Annotated in this window: 17 protein-coding genes; 14 read left to right on the top strand and 3 right to left on the bottom strand. The window is 63.2% G+C overall.

Annotated elements, in window-relative coordinates:
• Nucleotides 1-47 precede the first annotated feature (47 nt).
• Entirely contained in the window at nt 48-1,709 is a 1,662-nt protein-coding gene (locus KA261_06905) for a transporter (protein MBP7697525.1), read from the bottom strand.
• A 233-nt stretch (nt 1,710-1,942) separates the two neighbouring features.
• Between KA261_06905 and rpmH the strand changes: the two genes are divergently transcribed.
• From rpmH to KA261_06835, 14 genes are all read left to right on the top strand, one after another.
• Nucleotides 1,943-2,095, top strand: a complete 153-nt coding sequence (gene rpmH / locus KA261_06900; protein MBP7697524.1) for a 50S ribosomal protein L34 — start codon at nt 1,943-1,945, stop codon at nt 2,093-2,095.
• Nucleotides 2,079-2,444 (top strand): ribonuclease P protein component, encoded by a 366-nt coding sequence (locus KA261_06895; protein ID MBP7697523.1) that lies wholly within the window; start codon nt 2,079-2,081, stop codon nt 2,442-2,444. Before rpmH ends, KA261_06895 begins: the two co-directional genes overlap by 17 nt.
• Nucleotides 2,395-2,691, top strand: a complete 297-nt coding sequence (gene yidD / locus KA261_06890) for a membrane protein insertion efficiency factor YidD (GenBank protein ID MBP7697522.1) — start codon at nt 2,395-2,397, stop codon at nt 2,689-2,691. Before KA261_06895 ends, yidD begins: the two co-directional genes overlap by 50 nt.
• Before the next feature lie 41 nt (nt 2,692-2,732).
• Nucleotides 2,733-4,445 (top strand): membrane protein insertase YidC, encoded by a 1,713-nt coding sequence (gene yidC / locus KA261_06885; protein ID MBP7697521.1) that lies wholly within the window; start codon nt 2,733-2,735, stop codon nt 4,443-4,445.
• Nucleotides 4,446-4,505: 60 nt separating this feature from the next.
• Nucleotides 4,506-5,852 (top strand): tRNA uridine-5-carboxymethylaminomethyl(34) synthesis GTPase MnmE, encoded by a 1,347-nt coding sequence (mnmE, locus tag KA261_06880; GenBank protein ID MBP7697520.1) that lies wholly within the window; start codon nt 4,506-4,508, stop codon nt 5,850-5,852.
• A 93-nt stretch (nt 5,853-5,945) separates the two neighbouring features.
• A complete protein-coding gene (gene mnmG / locus KA261_06875) occupies nt 5,946-7,820 on the top strand; it encodes a tRNA uridine-5-carboxymethylaminomethyl(34) synthesis enzyme MnmG (protein ID MBP7697519.1) in 1,875 nt (624 codons plus the stop codon).
• On the top strand, nt 7,817-8,467 hold the full coding sequence (locus KA261_06870; protein ID MBP7697518.1) for a class I SAM-dependent methyltransferase: 651 nt from the start codon (nt 7,817-7,819) through the stop codon (nt 8,465-8,467). The genes mnmG and KA261_06870 overlap by 4 nt, the downstream gene beginning before the upstream one ends.
• A gap of 87 nt (nt 8,468-8,554) precedes the next feature.
• Nucleotides 8,555-9,313 carry a ParA family protein gene (locus tag KA261_06865; GenBank protein MBP7697517.1) on the top strand — a complete coding sequence of 253 codons (759 nt, stop codon included), beginning with the start codon at nt 8,555-8,557 and terminating at the stop codon, nt 9,311-9,313.
• A gap of 74 nt (nt 9,314-9,387) precedes the next feature.
• On the top strand, nt 9,388-10,161 hold the full coding sequence (locus tag KA261_06860; protein MBP7697516.1) for a ParB/RepB/Spo0J family partition protein: 774 nt from the start codon (nt 9,388-9,390) through the stop codon (nt 10,159-10,161).
• 2 nt (nt 10,162-10,163) lie between these two features.
• Entirely contained in the window at nt 10,164-10,949 is a 786-nt protein-coding gene (locus KA261_06855; GenBank protein ID MBP7697515.1) for a M23 family metallopeptidase, read from the top strand.
• Between the two features lie 13 nt (nt 10,950-10,962).
• A complete protein-coding gene (locus tag KA261_06850; GenBank protein MBP7697514.1) occupies nt 10,963-11,370 on the top strand; it encodes a polymer-forming cytoskeletal protein in 408 nt (135 codons plus the stop codon).
• A 387-nt stretch (nt 11,371-11,757) separates the two neighbouring features.
• Nucleotides 11,758-12,762: a MoxR family ATPase gene (locus tag KA261_06845; GenBank protein MBP7697513.1), complete on the top strand. Its 1,005-nt coding sequence runs from the start codon at nt 11,758-11,760 to the stop codon at nt 12,760-12,762.
• 720 nt (nt 12,763-13,482) lie between these two features.
• On the top strand, nt 13,483-14,259 hold the full coding sequence (locus KA261_06840; GenBank protein ID MBP7697512.1) for a hypothetical protein: 777 nt from the start codon (nt 13,483-13,485) through the stop codon (nt 14,257-14,259).
• 15 nt (nt 14,260-14,274) lie between these two features.
• On the top strand, nt 14,275-15,246 hold the full coding sequence (locus KA261_06835) for an isoaspartyl peptidase/L-asparaginase (protein MBP7697511.1): 972 nt from the start codon (nt 14,275-14,277) through the stop codon (nt 15,244-15,246).
• A gap of 70 nt (nt 15,247-15,316) precedes the next feature.
• Here KA261_06835 and KA261_06830 read toward each other — a convergent pair whose 3' ends face one another.
• On the bottom strand, nt 15,317-16,225 hold the full coding sequence (locus KA261_06830; protein MBP7697510.1) for an alpha/beta fold hydrolase: 909 nt from the start codon (nt 16,223-16,225) through the stop codon (nt 15,317-15,319).
• Between the two features lie 151 nt (nt 16,226-16,376).
• The gene (locus KA261_06825) at nt 16,377-17,342 is read right to left on the bottom strand and encodes an HD-GYP domain-containing protein (GenBank protein ID MBP7697509.1); all 966 of its coding nucleotides are present in this window, start codon (nt 17,340-17,342) and stop codon (nt 16,377-16,379) included.
• Nucleotides 17,343-17,440 lie beyond the last annotated feature (98 nt).

Genomic DNA, 17,440 nt, shown 5'->3' with positions numbered 1-17,440 from the left:
GCCGAACGTGCGGGACCGGCGCAAGTTAAAAATGGAGTGCGGCGGTCCTACCGGAACAGCAGCGTGGTCACGATGATCTGGGCCAGCAGGATCTTGGCGATCATCGAGGCGGGCTGCACCGTGGCGTACCAGAGGTTGACCAGCTCATTCTGGGCCTGCTGATTCGCATAGGCGAGCACGGCCGGCTGGGTCTGGATCCCCGCTACCAGTCCGAAGGTCGCCGACATGGGCAGCTTCAGGTAGCGGTAGAAGGCTATGATGGTGGCGGCGGCGACGAACGAAACGATGAGCGCGGCGGAGACAATCATCCCCAGCGCCCCGGTCTCCACGGTGGCGGTCAGCCCCACGCCGGCCTTGGTGCCGATCGCGGCGAGGAAGAAGACCAGCCCGATCTGCCGCAGCGCGAGGTTGGCATTGAACGGGAGGCTCCAGTGGATCGGTCCGGTGCGGCCGAGGCGGCCGAGAACCAGGCCGGCCACCAGCGGCCCGCCCGCAAAGCCGAGCTTGAACGCCGTCCCATTGGGCAGCGGAATCGGAATCATGCCGAGAAACACCCCCAGGACGATCCCCGCCGAGAGCGACAGGTAATCGGTCTCGGAGAGCGCTTTGACGGAATCGCCGAAATAGCCGGCGATGCGGTCGACCTCGAGGCGCGGCGACACGACCAGCACGCGGTCGCCCATCTCCAGCGTTGTGGTCGGGGACGGGACAAACTCGACGTCGCCCCGGCGCAGGCGCGTGACCGTCCCGACATAGGCGCGCTGGCGCCTGAGCTCGCTGATCGACCGGCCCACCGCCAAGGGATTCGAGACGAAGAACCACTTGTACGCCGTCTCATCCCGCCGTTCCGCCAGCGTCTCGTTCGATTCGCTGCCGAGCAGGAGGTGGGCAGTGCGAAGGGCTTTCGAGGGGCCGACGGCGACGATGAGGTCGTTGGCCTCGAGCACGGTCTCCGGGCTCACCACTTGCACCAGGTCCCCCTTCTTGATGCGGCTGAAAACAAACTGCGGCTGTTCGAAAGCGGCGAAGAACTGCTCGACGGTCTGTCCCTGGACGGCGGGATTGGTGACCCGGAACGTCCGGCTCGCGATCGCTTCCGCATCCGCCTCGCGCTTGACTTCCTCGGTCTCGCGCGAGAAATCCACGCGGTAAATCTTCGCAAACGCGAACATCCAGAGAATCATCCCGGCAACGCCGATAGGGTAGGCCAGACCGTAGGTCACGACCGGGCTGTTGAGGTAGAACTGGACTTTGTCCGGGGGAAGGGCTTTGGCCATGTTGGCGGTGGCTTCGACGGCCGCGGCGAGAGCCGGGGTGTTGGTGAGCGCCCCGCAGTAGAGGCCGGCAATGCTTGTGGCCGGGAGATTGAGAAAATGGCCGATCACCCCGGCGACCACGGCGCCGGCCGTCAGGATGACGATGGCGATGGCGCTGATGCGCAGCCCCCTCCGGTGGAACGAGGTGAAAAATCCCGGGCCGGCCTGCAGGCCGATCGCATAGACGAACAGAACGAGCCCGACGATGTAAATCTGCTCGGGAAGGATGAGGCGTTTGTCGAGGGCGGAGAAGGCAATACCAACGAACAGCACGGCGGCCACCCCCAGTTTGAAACCGAGGATGCGGATGTTCCCGATCAGGTAGCCCAGCCCGATAATCACGAAGAGCAGGAGGAGGTCGTTCTGGGCAAGCAGGTTCAGAATCGACGCCATTACTTCAGCCTTTCACACCGCCGCACGGCCTGTGTTTCACGAGATACCCACCGCCGTGCCGGGGCGCAACTAAAAAGCGGACAGGCACCTGACGCGCCGCCGGCCGGACCATACGACGTGCCCGCCGGGGCGCAGCCCGCGGCCGCCGGGGCCCCCGCGAGCACATTAATCCCTTGACGAGTCGGGGGGATTGGTTATATTCGAAAGTTTAACCGACTTGAGGTAAGGAAGAAATGAAACGGACATTCCAGCCGTCGAACCGGAAGAAACTTAACGACCATGGCTTCCGCAAGCGCATGGCCTCCAAGGGAGGGCGCCTCGTCCTCTCGCGCCGTCGCGCCAAGGGAAGAAAGCGTCTGACTGTCAAGGTTGCCCGCAAGAAGTAACCAGTCGTCCCGCTGTCTGCCTCGCTGCCTGAGTCTCAAGCAGCGCCGGGCGATCGAGGATGTGGTGCAGCGCGGGCGCACGCTGCGCGGCGCGGCGGCGACATTCCGCTGGCAGCCGGCCGACCGTTTCGGATATGTCGTCGTCGTCGGACGCCGCCACGGCCATGCCGCCCGGCGTAACCGGATCAAGCGCCTCCTGCGCGAGGCGCTCAGACTGAATCGCCACCGTCTCACTCGGGAGGTCCGAATCGCGGTGCTGCCCCGGCTTTATGGAGACGCCCTGCGGTTTGACATTTTGCATGCGGAATTCGGTCGTATATTCGAGGCGATCAATCGCCACGCCGACTAACCCCCGGCCATCTGTGGCCGCCCGTCTTCTGATTTTGCTCGTTCGCATATACCAGGCGACGCTCTCCGGGCTTTTTGCCGGAAGTTGCCGCTTCTATCCCAGTTGCTCGCACTACTCAGTCGAGGCGCTTCGTTCACACGGAGCTCTCAGCGGATTGTATCTCTCTGTCAGGCGATTACTTAGATGTCATCCGTGGCACCCGGGAGGCTACGATCCGGTGCCGTCGGCGAAAGAAACCCGTGAATAAGCCGGCCGGCTCCGGGATAAAGACTGAAACCAAGGGTCACCGTGGACAAAAAAACCATCATCATCGTCGTCATTCTTGGCGCGATTATCATTTTCTACTATCCGATTCTTCAGTTTCTCGGGTTGTACGAGCCGCCGCGACCGTCGTCCCCCGGGACAGCACCGGATTCTACCGCGGCGGTTGACTCTTCCGCCCCTGTTCCCGTGATAAAACCGGAAGCGGTGCAGGAAGTTACTGTGAAACCGCAGCCGGTGGCGGAGATCCCGGCGGACACCGTCGGGGCGGATACGATCGCGGTAGAAACGGAGTTCTACCGGATTCTTCTATCGACGCGCGGGGGTGGCCCGGTGTCGATTCAGTTGAAGGAGTACACGTACATCGGCGGCGCGAATGTGGAAATGCTCCCGGAGTGCGAAGCCGCCACCCCGAACGCGGTTTTCGCCGGCGGGACATTCTCGACAGCGGCCCTTCCGTTTCAGGCGAGTCTCGCGCCGGGCCGGTACAGCGTCGCGCGCGAGACGCTGCCGATATCGTTCACTTACACGAACCCCGGGGGCGGGATTATCCGGAAGACCTATTTCTTCTATCCGGACCAGTACCACTACGACCTGACGCTCACGGTGGAGGACACACGGGCGCTCGGTTTCGAGCGGAGCTACACGCTGTGGTGGAACACGCCGCTGGGGATCACCGAGAGTCAGGCCCGGGCGGACTACAGCGCGATGCAGGCCGTGACCATGCAGGGGGGATCGCGGGCGACTCTCGATGAGTTTCACGACAACCAGCTCGCGCAGAGTCTCGACGGTTACACCGAGTGGGTGGGAGTGCGCAACAAGTTCTTTTCGGCGATCCTCATTCCCCGGAGCCGGGAGGCGCAGGCGGCCGTCGCCGAGGGATCCAAGCAGATGCTGGCGACGCCGGAGGGGCGGATTGAGCAGCGCCGGATCACCGCCGGCGCGGTGATGACGTTCGCGGGGGTCGAGACGATCAGCGACAGCTTCACCGTCTACGCCGGCCCGTTGGATTACCTGCGCATGGATGACTACGGCGTCGACCTGGAGGACATGCTCGACATCGGCACGATGCCCTTTTTCGGCGCGATCCTCAAGCCGTTCGCGATCGCCGTGATGTGGCTCTTGCCCAAGCTGCACGACATCGTCCCCAACTACGGCCTCGTGATCATCCTCTTCGCCGTGCTGGTGAAGATCATCACGCTGCCGCTGTCGCTCAAGCAGTTCAAGTCGATGCAGGCGATGCGGGATCTCGCCCCCAAACTCGAGGATCTCAAGAAGCGGTACAAGGATGACAACCAGGGGCTCCAGCGGGAGACGATGAAGCTCTACAAGGAACACGGGGTGAACCCGATGTCAGGGTGCCTCGTGATGCTGCCGCAGATGCCGCTCATGATTGCGATGTTCCGGGTCTTCCAGGCGACAATCCTCCTCCGCCATGAACCGCTGTTCTGGTTTGTCACCGATCTGTCGCGAGGCGCCTCGGGGCTGACCGACCCCTATATCATCCTGGTTGTCCTCATGGTCGTCACGCAAATGCTGTCATCGCTGCTGACCATGTCGGGAGGCGGACAGCAGCAGAAGATGCTCACCTACATATTCCCCATCATGCTGGGCTTTTTCCTGTACAGCCTGCCCTCGGGCCTGATCATCTACTGGACGGCTTTCTCCGTGCTGGCGGTGGTCGATTGGCTGGTGTTCCGGCGGAACAGGGCGAAAAATCCGCAGATCAAGACGGCGTAATATGGGCGGAGCACCTAAAAAAAAAGTCCTGATCACAGCGGGATCGACACGATCGCGGCGGTGATCACACCGCCGGGAGAGGGGGGAATCGCAGCCTTGCGGCTGGCCGGGCCGGCCAGCCTGGCCATTTTGTCCCGACATTTCCGACCGACTCAGGTGAAGTCGCCGGCTTCGCCGTGGCTCTTGCGGCACGGCCTTTTCACCGACCGTGAAGGGGCCTCAATCGATGAAGTTACCGCAGTGTATATGCCGGAGGGGCAATCATATACGGGACTTGAACAGGTCGAGATATTCTGCCACGGCGGGCACCTGGTGGTGCGGCAGATCCTGCACGAGCTTCTGACCGCGGGCGCCCGAGCCGCCGAGCCGGGAGAGTTCACCCGCTTGGCTTTCCTCTCCGGACGGATCGACCTCGCCCGGGCCGAAGCAGTCGCGGAAGTGATCGCCGCCAATACCGAGGTGTCGCTGGCGACTGCCCGAAATCACCTGCTGGGCGCCTACACCGAACGGCTCGAGCAAATGCGGCAGGAGATTGTCGCGGTGATGGCCGAGGTGGAAGCGTCAATAGATTTCCCCGAAGAAGAGATCGAGCCGGCGATGGCCGCCGGGCAACGGGAGAGCATCGATCAGGTTCGGGGAAAGATCCTCCAGCTGGCGGCGACTTATCGCGGCGGGCGGATTATTCGGGAGGGGTACCGGGTAACGATCGGGGGGCGGCCGAATGCCGGGAAATCATCGCTTTTTAACCGGCTGCTTCGACAGGAACGCGCAATCGTCGCTGCCACGCCGGGAACGACGCGGGACTATCTCTCCGAATGGATCGACCTCCACGGGTACGCCGTGAATCTCGTTGACACGGCCGGTATTCGCAGAGGGGGCGGCGCGGTGGAGCAGGCCGGACAGACTTCCGCACGCAAGATTATGGAAGAGGCCGACCTGGTAGTCTGGCTCGTCGATCTCTCGGCCAAGGACTGGCAAAAGCAACTGGGGGAGGATCTCGCGAGCATCGGCGGGCTGCCCGTGGTGATCGGGGCCAACAAGATTGACCTGGTCGGGGCCGCACCGGCGATATCGGAAACTCCGGCTGAGATCGAGACGATCTACCTGTCGTGCAAGACCGGCGAAGGGATCGACAACTTGGTTGGACATCTGGTGGCGCACATCAACGAGGGGATGCCCGATTTTACCTCCGGGATGATCGTGACTTCGGCGCGACACCGGCAAAAGCTCGAAACGGCTGAGACGGCCTTGCGGTCGGCCTCGGAAAAGATTAGCTTGAAAGAATCTCCGGAGCTGGTCGCGTTCGATTTGCGACAGGCGGCGGGGGCGCTGGAAGAGATCACCGGGCGGATTTATAATGAGGATATTCTCGATCAGATTTTCTCGAAGTTCTGCATTGGGAAGTAGTGTTGTTTCACGTGAAACATCCCGACATTTGATCAAAGCGCAAACCGGGACAAAAAAGCGATCCGCCCGACCTAAGCGGAGCGTTCCCTCAAGATGATGGTGAACCGGGATTTCGACATCGTAGTGGTAGGAGGCGGGCACGCCGGGGTTGAAGCAGCTCTGGCTGCGGCCCGGATGGGTAAGAGCGCGGCCTTCGTGACCATGGACCCGCACCGACTGGCCCTGATGTCCTGCAACCCGGCGATCGGTGGGATCGGCAAGTCACACATCGTGAAAGAGGTCGATGCTCTCGGCGGCGTTATGGGGATCGCGATTGACGCCACCGGAATCCAGTTCCGCCGGCTCAACCTCTCGCGGGGACCGGCGGTCTGGTCGACCCGCGCGCAGGCAGATAGAATCGGGTACAATCGATTCATCGTCGAGCTGGTGCGAAATTGCCCGAAAGTCTCGGTAATCCCGGGTCTGGCCGGAGAAATTCTCACCGAGCGCGAGACCGTAGTCGGAATCCGCCTGGAATCAGGCGACGAGATCTCATGCCGGGCCGCAGTGATCGCCACCGGGACTTTCCTGGGTGGCCTGATCCACATCGGCCGGAAACAGATTCCCTCCGGCCGAATCGGTGAACCGGCCGCCTACCGGCTGTCGGAGTCATTCCGGTCGCTCGGTTTCGAGATCGGGAGGATGAAAACCGGGACACCGCCCCGACTCGACGGCGACACTATCGACTGGGGTGCCTGCCAGGTTCAGCCGGGGGATGAGCCGGTGCCGTTTTTCTCCCCCCGCTCGCCTCGCCGGGTGTTCCAACAGGTTTGCTGCCACCTGACGTACACGACCTCGGCGACTAAGGCAATAATCGGCGAAAACTTCCACCTGTCTCCCATGTTTTCCGGCCAGATCAAATCGCGCGGACCGCGCTACTGCCCGTCGATTGAGGATAAATTCTTCCGCTTCGCCGACAAGGAGCGCCATCAGCTTTTCCTCGAGCCGGAGGGGAACGGGACCAATGAAGTATATCCGAACGGCTTTTCCACTGCGCTCCCCGAAGAGGTGCAGGTGAAGGCGATCCGGACGGTCGCCGGGCTTGAGAATGTCCGGGTGACCCGTCCGGGGTACGCGGTCGAGTATGACTACTGCCCGGCTCACCAGATCAAGCCGTCGCTGGAGACCAGGCGGATCAACGGGCTGTTCCTCGCCGGACAAATCAACGGGACATCGGGATACGAAGAAGCTGCGGGACAGGGGATTATGGCCGGCATCAACGCCGTTCTCCGGATCGAACAGGAAGCGCCGTTTGTACTTGACCGCTCCGAGGCGTACATCGGGGTGATGATCGACGACCTGACAACGCGGTCGACTACCGAGCCTTACCGGATGTTCACCTCGCGGGCTGAGTACCGGCTCACGCTCCGCGAAGACAACGCCCGCGACCGGCTCCAGTCCTACGCCCGGCGGTTCGGTCTCATTCCGGAAACGGTACTCGCCGGTTTCGATGATCTGCAGCGCCGAACCGATGCGGTGGTGGCGATGATCCCGAAGATCCGCGTGCGGGTGGATGAACTCGGTGAAGCAGGAGCCCGGTTCACGCGAGTGGAGACGATTAGCCTCGACAACCTCCTCCGTCAGCCGACGCTCTCTATTAATGAGGCGGTGGCGTGGCTGCGGAAGTTCCCCGGCCGGTTCCCGGATGACCAGGAGGCGCTCGAGAGGGCAGCCATCGTGGTTCGTTACAGCGGGTACGTGGACAAGCAGCAACGGGAAATCGACAAATTCCGGCGCATGGAGCGGGAGACAATTCCCGATGATTTCGATTTCGCGGGCGTGAGCGGGCTTAAGAAGGAAGCTGGGGAGAAACTGGCGCGGTTTCGGCCGACCTCGCTGGGCCAGGCGGGGCGGATCGAGGGGATCACTCCGGGGGATGTAGCGGTGCTTTCGGTCTACCTTCAGAGGCACAAGGCGCTGTCGGCATGAACGGGACAAGCGAGGGGATCAGGCTTGACGTGGCGGCGTTTCTGCGCGAACGGGATCCTAATAACAGGCTCACCCCGTATTTCGAGCTCCTCGCGCGGGAGAACAGCCGGGTCAACATTGTTTCACGTGAAACATTGCCCCCGACCGCCCCGTCGGGGCGCGATCGGTTCGAGGGACTGCGGCGGCTCACGGCGGAATCGATCTACCCGATCACCGAACTCCACCGAGCGCAGACGAGGAGTTATCTCGACATCGGCAGCGGTGGAGGATTCCCGGCGATCCCCATTGTGCTCACCGCAACGATCAGCGACACCCTCCTGGTGGAACGGACACGGAAGAAAGCCGCCGCGCTGCGCCGGATACTGATGGAGCTGCAGCTTCGGGCGGAGATTTGCACTGAATCGTTCGAGTCGCTCGTCCTTAAGGAAGGATCATGCGATCTGATCACGCTTCGGTTGGTGCGGCTCACCGACCGACTGGCCGCGCGAATCCTTCCGCTGTTGGCGCCGGGCGGAGATTTCGTCTACTATGCACTGGCCGATATCTCGGCTGATTCCTCCAGATTTCTGACCAGACAACTGCGATTCACCGCCGGCGGGGGGCGGGATTTCCACACGGCCACGATAGTTACGAGAAAACCTGAGTGACTCTTTCACATTTTAGTTGATTCTGAGGGTCTCTGCGCATAGTATTCGGTTTTCGAGTGTGTGGATATCGTCAACAAGGATTGTTGCTTGGCCAGAATTATCGCGATCGCGAATCAAAAGGGCGGCGTGGGCAAAACGACCACGGCGGTGAATCTCAGTTCCTGCCTGGCCGCGGCCGAATTGAAAACCTGCCTGATCGACATGGACCCGCAGGCAAACTCCACCAGCGGGTTCGGATTCGACAAACGAACAATCGAGACATCAATCTACGACGTCCTGCTCGGCTCGGCGACGCTGCGCGAGGTGCTGCGGGAGACGGAGCTCTCGTACCTCCACCTGGCGCCTTCATCGATCGCCCTGGTGGGGGCGGAGGTCGAGCTGGTGTCGGTGATGTCGCGGGAGACGCGCCTGCGCGCGGCGCTGGCCCCGGTGCTCGATGATTACGCCTACATCCTCGTCGACTGCCCGCCGTCGCTCGGGCTGCTCACCGTGAATGCGCTGACGGCGGCGCACAGCGTGATCATCCCCGTCCAGTGCGAGTACTACGCCCTCGAGGGACTCGGCCAGCTGATGAACACGATCCGCCTCGTGCAGGAGCATCTGAACCCGACGCTGCAGATCGAGGGGGCGCTGATGACGATGTACGACGGGCGGCTCAACCTGTCGCGGCAGGTGCTCGACGAGGTGAAGAAGCATTTCGGAGGAAAGGTGTACGATACCGTGATCACGCGGAACGTGCGGCTGTCAGAGGCGCCGTCGTTCGGCAAGCCGATCATTTTGTACGACATCCTGTCAACGGGCGCCGAGAACTACATGGCGCTCACCCGGGAGGTACTGGCACGGTGAAGAAGATTGTGTTGGGGAAGGGGCTCGACGCGCTCATCCCGGTCGAGAGCGGCGAGGCGGGCGGGGAGCGGCGGATGCGCCAGGTGGCGGTTGACCTGATCGCGCCCAACCCGCTCCAGCCTCGGCGGGAGTTCGACGAGGCGGGGCTGCTCGAGCTGGCCGAGTCGCTCGAGCGCAACGGGATGATGCAGCCGCTGGTAGTTCGGCAAGATGGGTCGACCTATACGATAATCGCCGGCGAGCGCCGCTACCGGGCGGCCCGCCTGGCCGGGCTGAGCCAGGTCCCAGTGATAGTGCGCGACGAGAGCGACGACGCGCGGATGCTCGAACTCGCGCTCGCCGAAAACCTCCAGCGCGAAGATCTCAACCCGATGGAAGCGGCCGAGGCCTACCGGACGCTCATGGAGCGGGGAGGATACACGCAGCAGGCGCTGGCCGATGCGATCGGCAAGAGCCGGGCGGCGGTGGCCAATGCGCTGCGGCTGCTCACGCTGCCGGAACCGGTGCGGCAGATGATCCGCGCCGGGCGGATCACCGAGGGACACGCGCGCGCGATCCTGCAGATTGAGGACGAGCAGGGACAGATCGAGATGGCCGAGCGGATCGCCGAGCAGTCGCTCACGGTGCGGGCGGTCGAGGAGGAAACACGCCGGCCCGCGCGGGCGAAAGGCCGCCCCGCCGGACGGCGCCTGCCCCCGGCCATGGCCGAGGCCGAGACTTTCCTTAAGCAGACGCTGGGAACCGCGGTGCATATCCACCACGGCCCGAAGCGCGGCCGCATCGAGATCGAATACTACGGCGTGGACGACCTCACCCGGATTCTCGAACTGCTCGCCAAACTGTCGTGATCATGGCGCAGTCGCGGTATATCACGGTGCTGTTTGTTCCCGACGGAAACCGGCCGCAGCGCGGGTTCCGGGTGCGCACCTGGGTGGTGCAGGCGGGCGGGGTGGCGCTCACGATGGCGCTGCTGGCGATAATAATTTTCTTCGCCACCTATTCGAAGATAATGGTTCGGGCGACCATGACCGATAGACTGAAAGAGGAAAACGAACAACTGCTGAAATACCAGTACAAGGTGCGCATACTCGAGGATAACATCGCGGAGATGCGGCAGGTGGTCGCACGGCTGACCTCGCTGGCCGGGATCGACTACCAGTTCCCGGAGATTCCGAGCGACTCGGAGCTGTTTGCGGCGATCGATGAGGCGCCGGCGGCGGCCATCAACCGTCCCGCCACCGATTTCACGATGCCGGCCGGACTGCCGATCCGCGGATTCATCACGCAGAATTTCGAGGTCAAGAACGATGCCCGCTACCACTCGGGAGTCGACATTGCCTGTCCGGTCGGCACGCCGGTGCTGGCGACGGCGGCCGGGCTGGTGATTTTCGCCGATGTCGATTCCACGTACGGCAACATGATCGTGCTGCGCCACAACGACACGGTGGTGAGCGTGTACGGCCACCTGGACAGGATTCTCGCGCGGGCCGGCGAGGAGGTCCCGGCCGGGAGCCGGATCGGGCTCTCGGGGAACACGGGCATTTCGACCGCCCCGCATTTGCATTATGAAGTCCGTATAAACGATGAACCCATAAATCCTCTGGAAAATCCCTATGATCAAGAGAAACGACAGTGAAGCGGAAGGACTCATGAACACCTTAATCGGCAAAGACACAGTGATCACCGGAACGGTGGATGTCAAGGGCGCCCTCCGGGTCGACGGCACGGTGAAGGGCAAAGTGATTTGCTCGGACTGTGTAACGGTCGGTACTACGGGCTTGGTCGAGGCGGAAATCGAGTCCAAGGAAGCGATCGTCGCCGGCCACATGCACGGCAACATCAACGCAACCGAAAAAATCGAACTCCAGGCCAACTGCGAAATGGACGGAGACCTGCGCACCAAGTCGCTCGTCATCGAGCAGGGCGCCGTCTTCTGCGGCAACTGCAACATGAAGGGGACTACCGCCTCGCGCAAAGAGTTCGGGTTCCTTCCCCCCGAGCAGAATCGGGAAACGGTCGCGAACGTGATCGGCGACAAAAAGGAAGTCAAGAAGTAACAATTCGCCGCCAGCTGTGGAGAAATACCCGAATTTGTGGATAAACGATCAAGTTTTTGTCGGCGAAGGACATAGTGTCGAGAAATTCACCGGGAAAGACACCCGTTATCCACAACGGTATTGCCTCTTAATGTCCTGAAAGAAAAAGACTTATACCTTGTTGCGTCAAGTGGCCGATTACGACCGGATAGGCTAGCGGCTGATACAAAAAGCCTTGCGCTATCCGGTCTTTTCATGTTTCTCCTGGTGATAGTTCGGAGTCGCCGGCCGGAGTTTCGGTCGCAAGCGAAACCGAAAGAAAAGCACGGACTATAAGAGAAATATGGTGATCCGCACCCGACCCGCGGGTGCGCGGCGTACCGGCTACCTGGATGATCCGGAGGATGAATGGCAATCTCGGGAACGCAGGCTGACCTGACAGCGGTTGAGAACCTCAACAGCGCCTATCGGCGCATCAAGGCGGAGATCGGCAAAGTCATTATCGGCCAGGAGAGAGTGATCGACCAACTCCTGATCTCCCTGCTCGCCTCCGGTCACTGCCTGCTCGTGGGCGTGCCGGGGTTGGCCAAGACGCTGTTGATTTCGACCCTGGCGCGGGTGTTGGATCTCAGATTCAATCGCATTCAGTTCACGCCCGACCTGATGCCCTCGGATATCACCGGAACAGAGATCATCGAGGAGGACCAGGCGACCGGGCGACGGCGGTTCCGGTTCGTCAAGGGACCGGTGTTCGCGCACATCATCCTGGCGGATGAGATCAACCGGACGCCGCCAAAGACGCAGGCGGCGCTGCTGCAGGCGATGCAGGAGCATGAGGTGACGGCGGCGGGCGAGACGTATAAACTCGACGAACCGTTCTTCGTGCTGGCCACCCAGAACCCTATCGAGCAGGAGGGAACCTACCCCCTGCCGGAGGCGCAGCTCGACCGGTTCATGTTCAACGTGTTCGTCGATTACCCCTCGGAGCGGGAGGAGCGGGAGATTGTGCGATCGACGACGGCGGTGCTGGACTACCAGTTGAACAAGATCCTGTCGCCGCAGGAGATTATCGGCTTCCAGCAGCTCGTGCGGCGGGTGCCGGTCTCGGACCACCTGGTCGAGTACGCGGTGAAGCTGGCGCGCAAGACGCGCCCGCACGAGCCGGACGCCCCCGACTTCGTGCGGAACTGGGTGAACTGGGGGGCGGGACCGCGGGCGTCGCAGTATCTCATCCTGGCCGCCAAGACGCGCGCGATCCTCGACGGACGTCCGACGCCGGGGCCGGAGGATGTGCGCTTTGCCGCCTACCCGGTGCTGCGGCACCGGATCGTGACCTCGTTCAACGCCGAGGCCGACGGGGTGGATACGATGGAGATTATCAAGCGCCTCCTGGAGACGGTGAAAGAGCAGTAGCAACGAGTCGCGGTGAAAGCGAGGGCCCCGGCTGCGTGTGGCAGCCGGGGTCTTTTTTTTGGCCGGTCGGCGAACTTGTTTTCGCCTCTGGACAAACTCACGCAAACATCTACACTCAAGCCATCAGATTACGCAGAGTCCAGCGCAGGTAACCTTGTTGTCGGCGAGAAAGCATGACCACGAGTGACGACAGCCGTGACCGGACGCAGACCCACATCCAGTTGACGGTTGATCTGATGGTCGGGCGCTACCGCTTGACCGGCTTCTCGGGAGCGGGCGGGATGCGTTAAGTCCACCAAGCGGAGGACACCACGCCCGGACGGGCGGTGGCCCTGAAGTTTCTCCCGCTTCACTTGGCGGCGGATGCCGGGGGCAGAAAGCGCTCTCAGGGGGAGGCGCAGGCAGTGGCGAGACTCAGTCATCCGAACATTGTCACCATCCACGAGGTCGGGGGGTTTCAAGGCCGGCCGTCGGGCGTCCGCAAGCAACGAGGTCAGGCGGGTTCGCGTCGGCAGCGACGGTCTCGACACGGTCGGCACACTGCCTGAAGGGGCGTCAAACGTCAAACTCCTCCCAGGCGAGAAGTCCGTCGTTTACTCGGTCATGCACTCCCGCTCGGACATCCGGATAGTCGAGAATTTTGGCCCCGAGGTGCGGCGCTAGGCCGCCCTCTCCCCTTCCCGAAAAGGGTTTGCATCCCTGTACCGATTGTATCATCGTATGCCCGTGATCGAGAAAATTCGGATATCCGACCTGCCGCCCTACGGAAAGACCTTCGTCGGCATCTTCGCCGGGCTGGCGGTCTGCATGCTCTTGTGGGTGGCGCTCATCTACACGGTCGATCGGGGAATCGTGCACTCCGACCGGCTGCCGGCCTACCTGAACGCCGACCGGGCCGGGCAGGGGGCGCCCACCACGGAAGATTCGGCACGGAACGAGCGGCTCGAACAGGAGGAGATCGCCGAAGAGGCCGAGGAGGTGGCGGTGGATTCCGAAGCGGTGCTGGCGCCGATCTGGGACAGCGATCTGGCGGGACGGGAAGTACACGCCGACAGCGCTTCCGCCGCGGCGCGGTTCGGGAAAGTCGATTCGACGATCGAGGCCGAGATCGCCAGACACGGGGTGGGGCCGGGTACCGGCTATGACTACAACCCGGACCGGGAGGATTTCGATGTCGATGAGTTCGAGCAGCCCAACCTGCGGCGCAATGCCGGGCTGGCGCACACGCACATCAACGGCCAGACGCTGATTTACTTCACGCTCGGGCTGGTCTTCCTGTTCACCTCGGCGGCGCCCAAGATCAAGACGACGGTGTACTGGCTGCTCGGAAGCGCGGTTGCGGCACACGCGGTGGGGCTGTCGGGAGCGGGGTTCCACTGGTTTTTCGATGACCTCCTGGCGATCAGCGGCCTGGTGATCGTGGGGACAGCCGGCTATATGCTGTTCTGGATATTTGCGGATCTGGGAAAGAAGCGGGCAACGCCGGCGGGGGAGTAAAAGAGAGAGACGCGCATGCCACAGGCGATGAATGCCCACCCCCCGTTCGCAATCGCAATCCACGGCGGGGCGGGGACAATACTGAAAGAGAAACTGACGCCCGCGCTGGAGGCGGAGTACCTCGACGGGTTGCGGCGGTCGCTGGCGGCCGGCTACCAGGTGCTTGACCGGGGCGGGCGGGCCCTCGATGCAGTCCAGGCGGCGGTCAATGTGATGGAGGACTCCCACCTGTTCAATGCGGGCAAGGGGGCGGTGTTCACCCACGAGGGGTTCCACGAGCAGGACGCGTGCATCATGGACGGAGCGGGGCGGGCGGTCGGGGCGGCGGCCATGCTCCGGCGGGTCCGCAATCCCATCAACCTCGCCCGGGCGATCCTCGAATACTCGCCGCACGTGCTGCTCGCGGGCGAGGGGGCGGAAAAGTTCGCGCAGGAACACGGCGTGCGACTGGTCGAACCGGAGTATTTCTACACCGAGCAGCGCTGGCAGCAACTTCAGCAGGCGCTGGCGAAAGAGCGGCAGGAGGGGGGCGACCAGACGCGACTCGATCATTCCGACGACCGGGACAAAACCGGGACGGTCGGGGCGGTGGCGCTGGACCGGGCCGGAAATCTCGCCGCGGCCACCTCGACCGGCGGGATGACCAACAAGCGGTTCGGGCGGATCGGGGACAGCCCCATTATCGGAGCGGGGATCTGGGCGGATAACGCCACCTGCGCCGTGAGTGCAACCGGCGTGGGGGAATACATCATGCGGGCGGTCGCGGCCTACGACATCGCGGCCCTCATGGCTTACCGGGGACTCAGCCTGGCCGAGGCGGCCGACGAGGTGGTGACGGGAAAGCTCACCGCGCTGGGAGGCCAGGGCGGGGTGGTCGCGGTCGATCGGGCCGGGACGATCGCCATGCCGTTCAACAGCCCCGGCATGTACCGCGGGTATCGGTATCCGGGCCGCGATCCGGTCGTCAAAATCTTCCGCGACGAATAGCCCTCTCCCCAAGAGCAGACCGAGCGGGGACGCTTTCGACGCCCGCCCCGCAAATCGCTGTGCACCAGGCTTACGGCGCGGCGCCGCCGGCGCGGAGCTCCGCCAGGGTCTGGCCCAGGAGACGATTGAATTCCTCGGGGCGCTCAAGGAAGAGGAAGTGCCCGACGCCGCTCATGAGTCTGACGTCGAAAGTCGGCTCGATTTCGCGGTTGGCCGCGAGGTTGGTCGGGTACGAGTCGCTGCTGACCGCGCGAATCGGTTTGCCGGCTTCCCGCAGCACCGGGAGGGCGTCGTAGACCAGGAGGTTCCCGAGAGTGGCCAGGCCGACCGCGGGATCATCGGCCTGGAAAGAGCGGATGATGCGGTAGGCAATGGCGGTGTCGACATTCTCCGGCAGCATGACGCTGGCGAACCAGGCGACGGTGGAGTCGTAGTTCCGGCGGAACGGCGCGAGGAACTGCTCGGCCTGGTCCGGGGTCCAGCGTTCGCGAAAATCCTGGTAGGTGTCGGCGCCGATCAGGGCGATGACCCGGTCCGGGGCAAGACGGGCGGCCTCGGCGATGATGACGCCGCCCATGCTGTGGCCGACCAGGAATGCGTGCGCGATCCCGGCCGCGTCAAGGACCGCGACGACATCGGCGCCATACGCATGCGGAGTCCACGCGGCCCGGTTCTTCCCCGAACGGCCGTGGCCGGCCAGATCGAGGGTGACGACCGTGTAGGAGTCGCTGAAAGCCGGAATCTGTTTCTCCCAGAAGCTGCCGTCAATGCCCCAGCCATGGACAAAGACCAGCGCGGTGTCGCCGCTGCCGTGGACCTCGAAGTAGATCGGGACACTGTCGGTGGACAGGGCGGAATCGACGCGGAGCGCGGCGGAGGCATCCGCCGGCCCCCCTTCTCCCCCGCCCCGGCAGGCGAACGCGAGCACCACGAGCAGCACTGCAGCAGCCCCGGTGCGAGGCCAAATCGAATGCAGCATATGTTTCCTCTCTTCCGGTGGCCGGCGCGGCGCGGGCGGCCGGACGCACCGCCGGCGCGGCGCACGATCACGGCGGGCCGCCGGACCGCGTTCGCGGAAATCTACGGAGTCCGGAAAGGGGGTCAAGGGGTATTTTGTCGTTGGCGGCCGATCACATGCTGGGTTCCATCTGCACCGCGCGGTCCCATTCGACGGCGAAATACTCCCGGATGAACCGGCGGATGACCTCTTCGAGCCGCCGGGTGGCCGCCCGGTGTCCCTCGGCGTAGAGATCCTCGGCACGGGCGGCGAAGACGCGGACGACGTCCGGGTCGAACTGGCTGCCGGCGCCGGCGACGACCATATCGCGGGCCTGATCGAAATTGTACGACAGCTTGTAGGGCCTTCGGCTCGTGAGCGCATCGAAGACGTCGGCCACGGCGAATATGCGGGCGGTGAGGGGAATCTCGACCCCGCAGAGCCCGGCCAGGTAGCCGGTGCCGTCCCAACGCTCGTGGTGGTAGCGGATGACGTCAATCGCATCGGCAAGCCAGGTGACCACTTCGATGATGCCGGCGCCCCGGGACACGTGGGACTTGATAATCTCGCGTTCCGGGGGCGTGAGTTCGCCGGGCTTGATGAGGACGGCGTCGGGAATGCCGATCTTGCCGATGTCGTGAAGGAAAGCCCCCTTGATGAGGGAGCGGATCGTCTGGCGGGGCAAACCCATCGCCTCGGCGATCCGGACGGCGAAGATGGTGACGCGGTAGCTGTGGTCGTTGGTGCCGGTGTCGCGCTCGGCGATGGCGCCGCCGAGCGCCCGGATCATGTGGAGGTGGCTGCGCAGAAGGTCGCGTTCGAGGGTCAGCAGGAGTCCCTGGAGAATGCGGTCGTAGTCAAGGAGCTGGCCGCGGTCGAGCGGACCGACCAGCCGATCCGGCTCGCACGAGGCGAGCAGCCGGGCGCGCAGGAGCTCAAGCAGGGAGATCGAGACGAGGTGGAAGTACTCATCGGGAGAAAGTCCCGGAGGCTTCTCGCTCAGGAGAGAGTGGCAGATCCTCTCGGCCATAGTTCCGATTATTCCCGATTCCTCGAGCCGGGTTTTCACCGACTCCTTCAGTTCTTCGGATTCAATCATACAACCCTCCACGAGAACCAGGGGTCAGGACCGACAGAGCCGAGGTGAGAGCCGACGATGCGACCTGTACAATCTATATAATAGCGCCGGGGGACGAA

The sequence above is a fragment of the Candidatus Zixiibacteriota bacterium genome (genome assembly GCA_017999435.1).
In the GTDB taxonomy this organism is placed as follows: Bacteria; Zixibacteria; MSB-5A5; order GN15; family FEB-12; genus JAGNLV01.
This window is presented reverse-complemented; position numbering and strand designations above follow the sequence as displayed.

Excerpts from the sequence above, each read along its gene's own strand:
- KA261_06905 (MBP7697525.1), bottom strand. The coding sequence starts at position 1,709 with ATGGCGTCGATTCTGAACCTGCTTGCCCAGAACGACCTCCTCCTGCTC.
- rpmH (MBP7697524.1), top strand. The coding sequence starts at position 1,943 with ATGAAACGGACATTCCAGCCGTCGAACCGGAAGAAACTTAACGACCAT.
- yidD (MBP7697522.1), top strand. The coding sequence starts at position 2,395 with ATGCGGAATTCGGTCGTATATTCGAGGCGATCAATCGCCACGCCGACT.
- mnmG (MBP7697519.1), top strand. The coding sequence starts at position 5,946 with ATGATGGTGAACCGGGATTTCGACATCGTAGTGGTAGGAGGCGGGCAC.
- KA261_06870 (MBP7697518.1), top strand. The coding sequence starts at position 7,817 with ATGAACGGGACAAGCGAGGGGATCAGGCTTGACGTGGCGGCGTTTCTG.
- KA261_06860 (MBP7697516.1), top strand. The coding sequence starts at position 9,388 with ATGCGCCAGGTGGCGGTTGACCTGATCGCGCCCAACCCGCTCCAGCCT.
- KA261_06855 (MBP7697515.1), top strand. The coding sequence starts at position 10,164 with ATGGCGCAGTCGCGGTATATCACGGTGCTGTTTGTTCCCGACGGAAAC.
- KA261_06850 (MBP7697514.1), top strand. The coding sequence starts at position 10,963 with ATGAACACCTTAATCGGCAAAGACACAGTGATCACCGGAACGGTGGAT.
- KA261_06845 (MBP7697513.1), top strand. The coding sequence starts at position 11,758 with ATGGCAATCTCGGGAACGCAGGCTGACCTGACAGCGGTTGAGAACCTC.
- KA261_06840 (MBP7697512.1), top strand. The coding sequence starts at position 13,483 with ATGCCCGTGATCGAGAAAATTCGGATATCCGACCTGCCGCCCTACGGA.
- KA261_06835 (MBP7697511.1), top strand. The coding sequence starts at position 14,275 with ATGCCACAGGCGATGAATGCCCACCCCCCGTTCGCAATCGCAATCCAC.
- KA261_06830 (MBP7697510.1), bottom strand. The coding sequence starts at position 16,225 with ATGCTGCATTCGATTTGGCCTCGCACCGGGGCTGCTGCAGTGCTGCTC.
- KA261_06825 (MBP7697509.1), bottom strand. The coding sequence starts at position 17,342 with ATGATTGAATCCGAAGAACTGAAGGAGTCGGTGAAAACCCGGCTCGAG.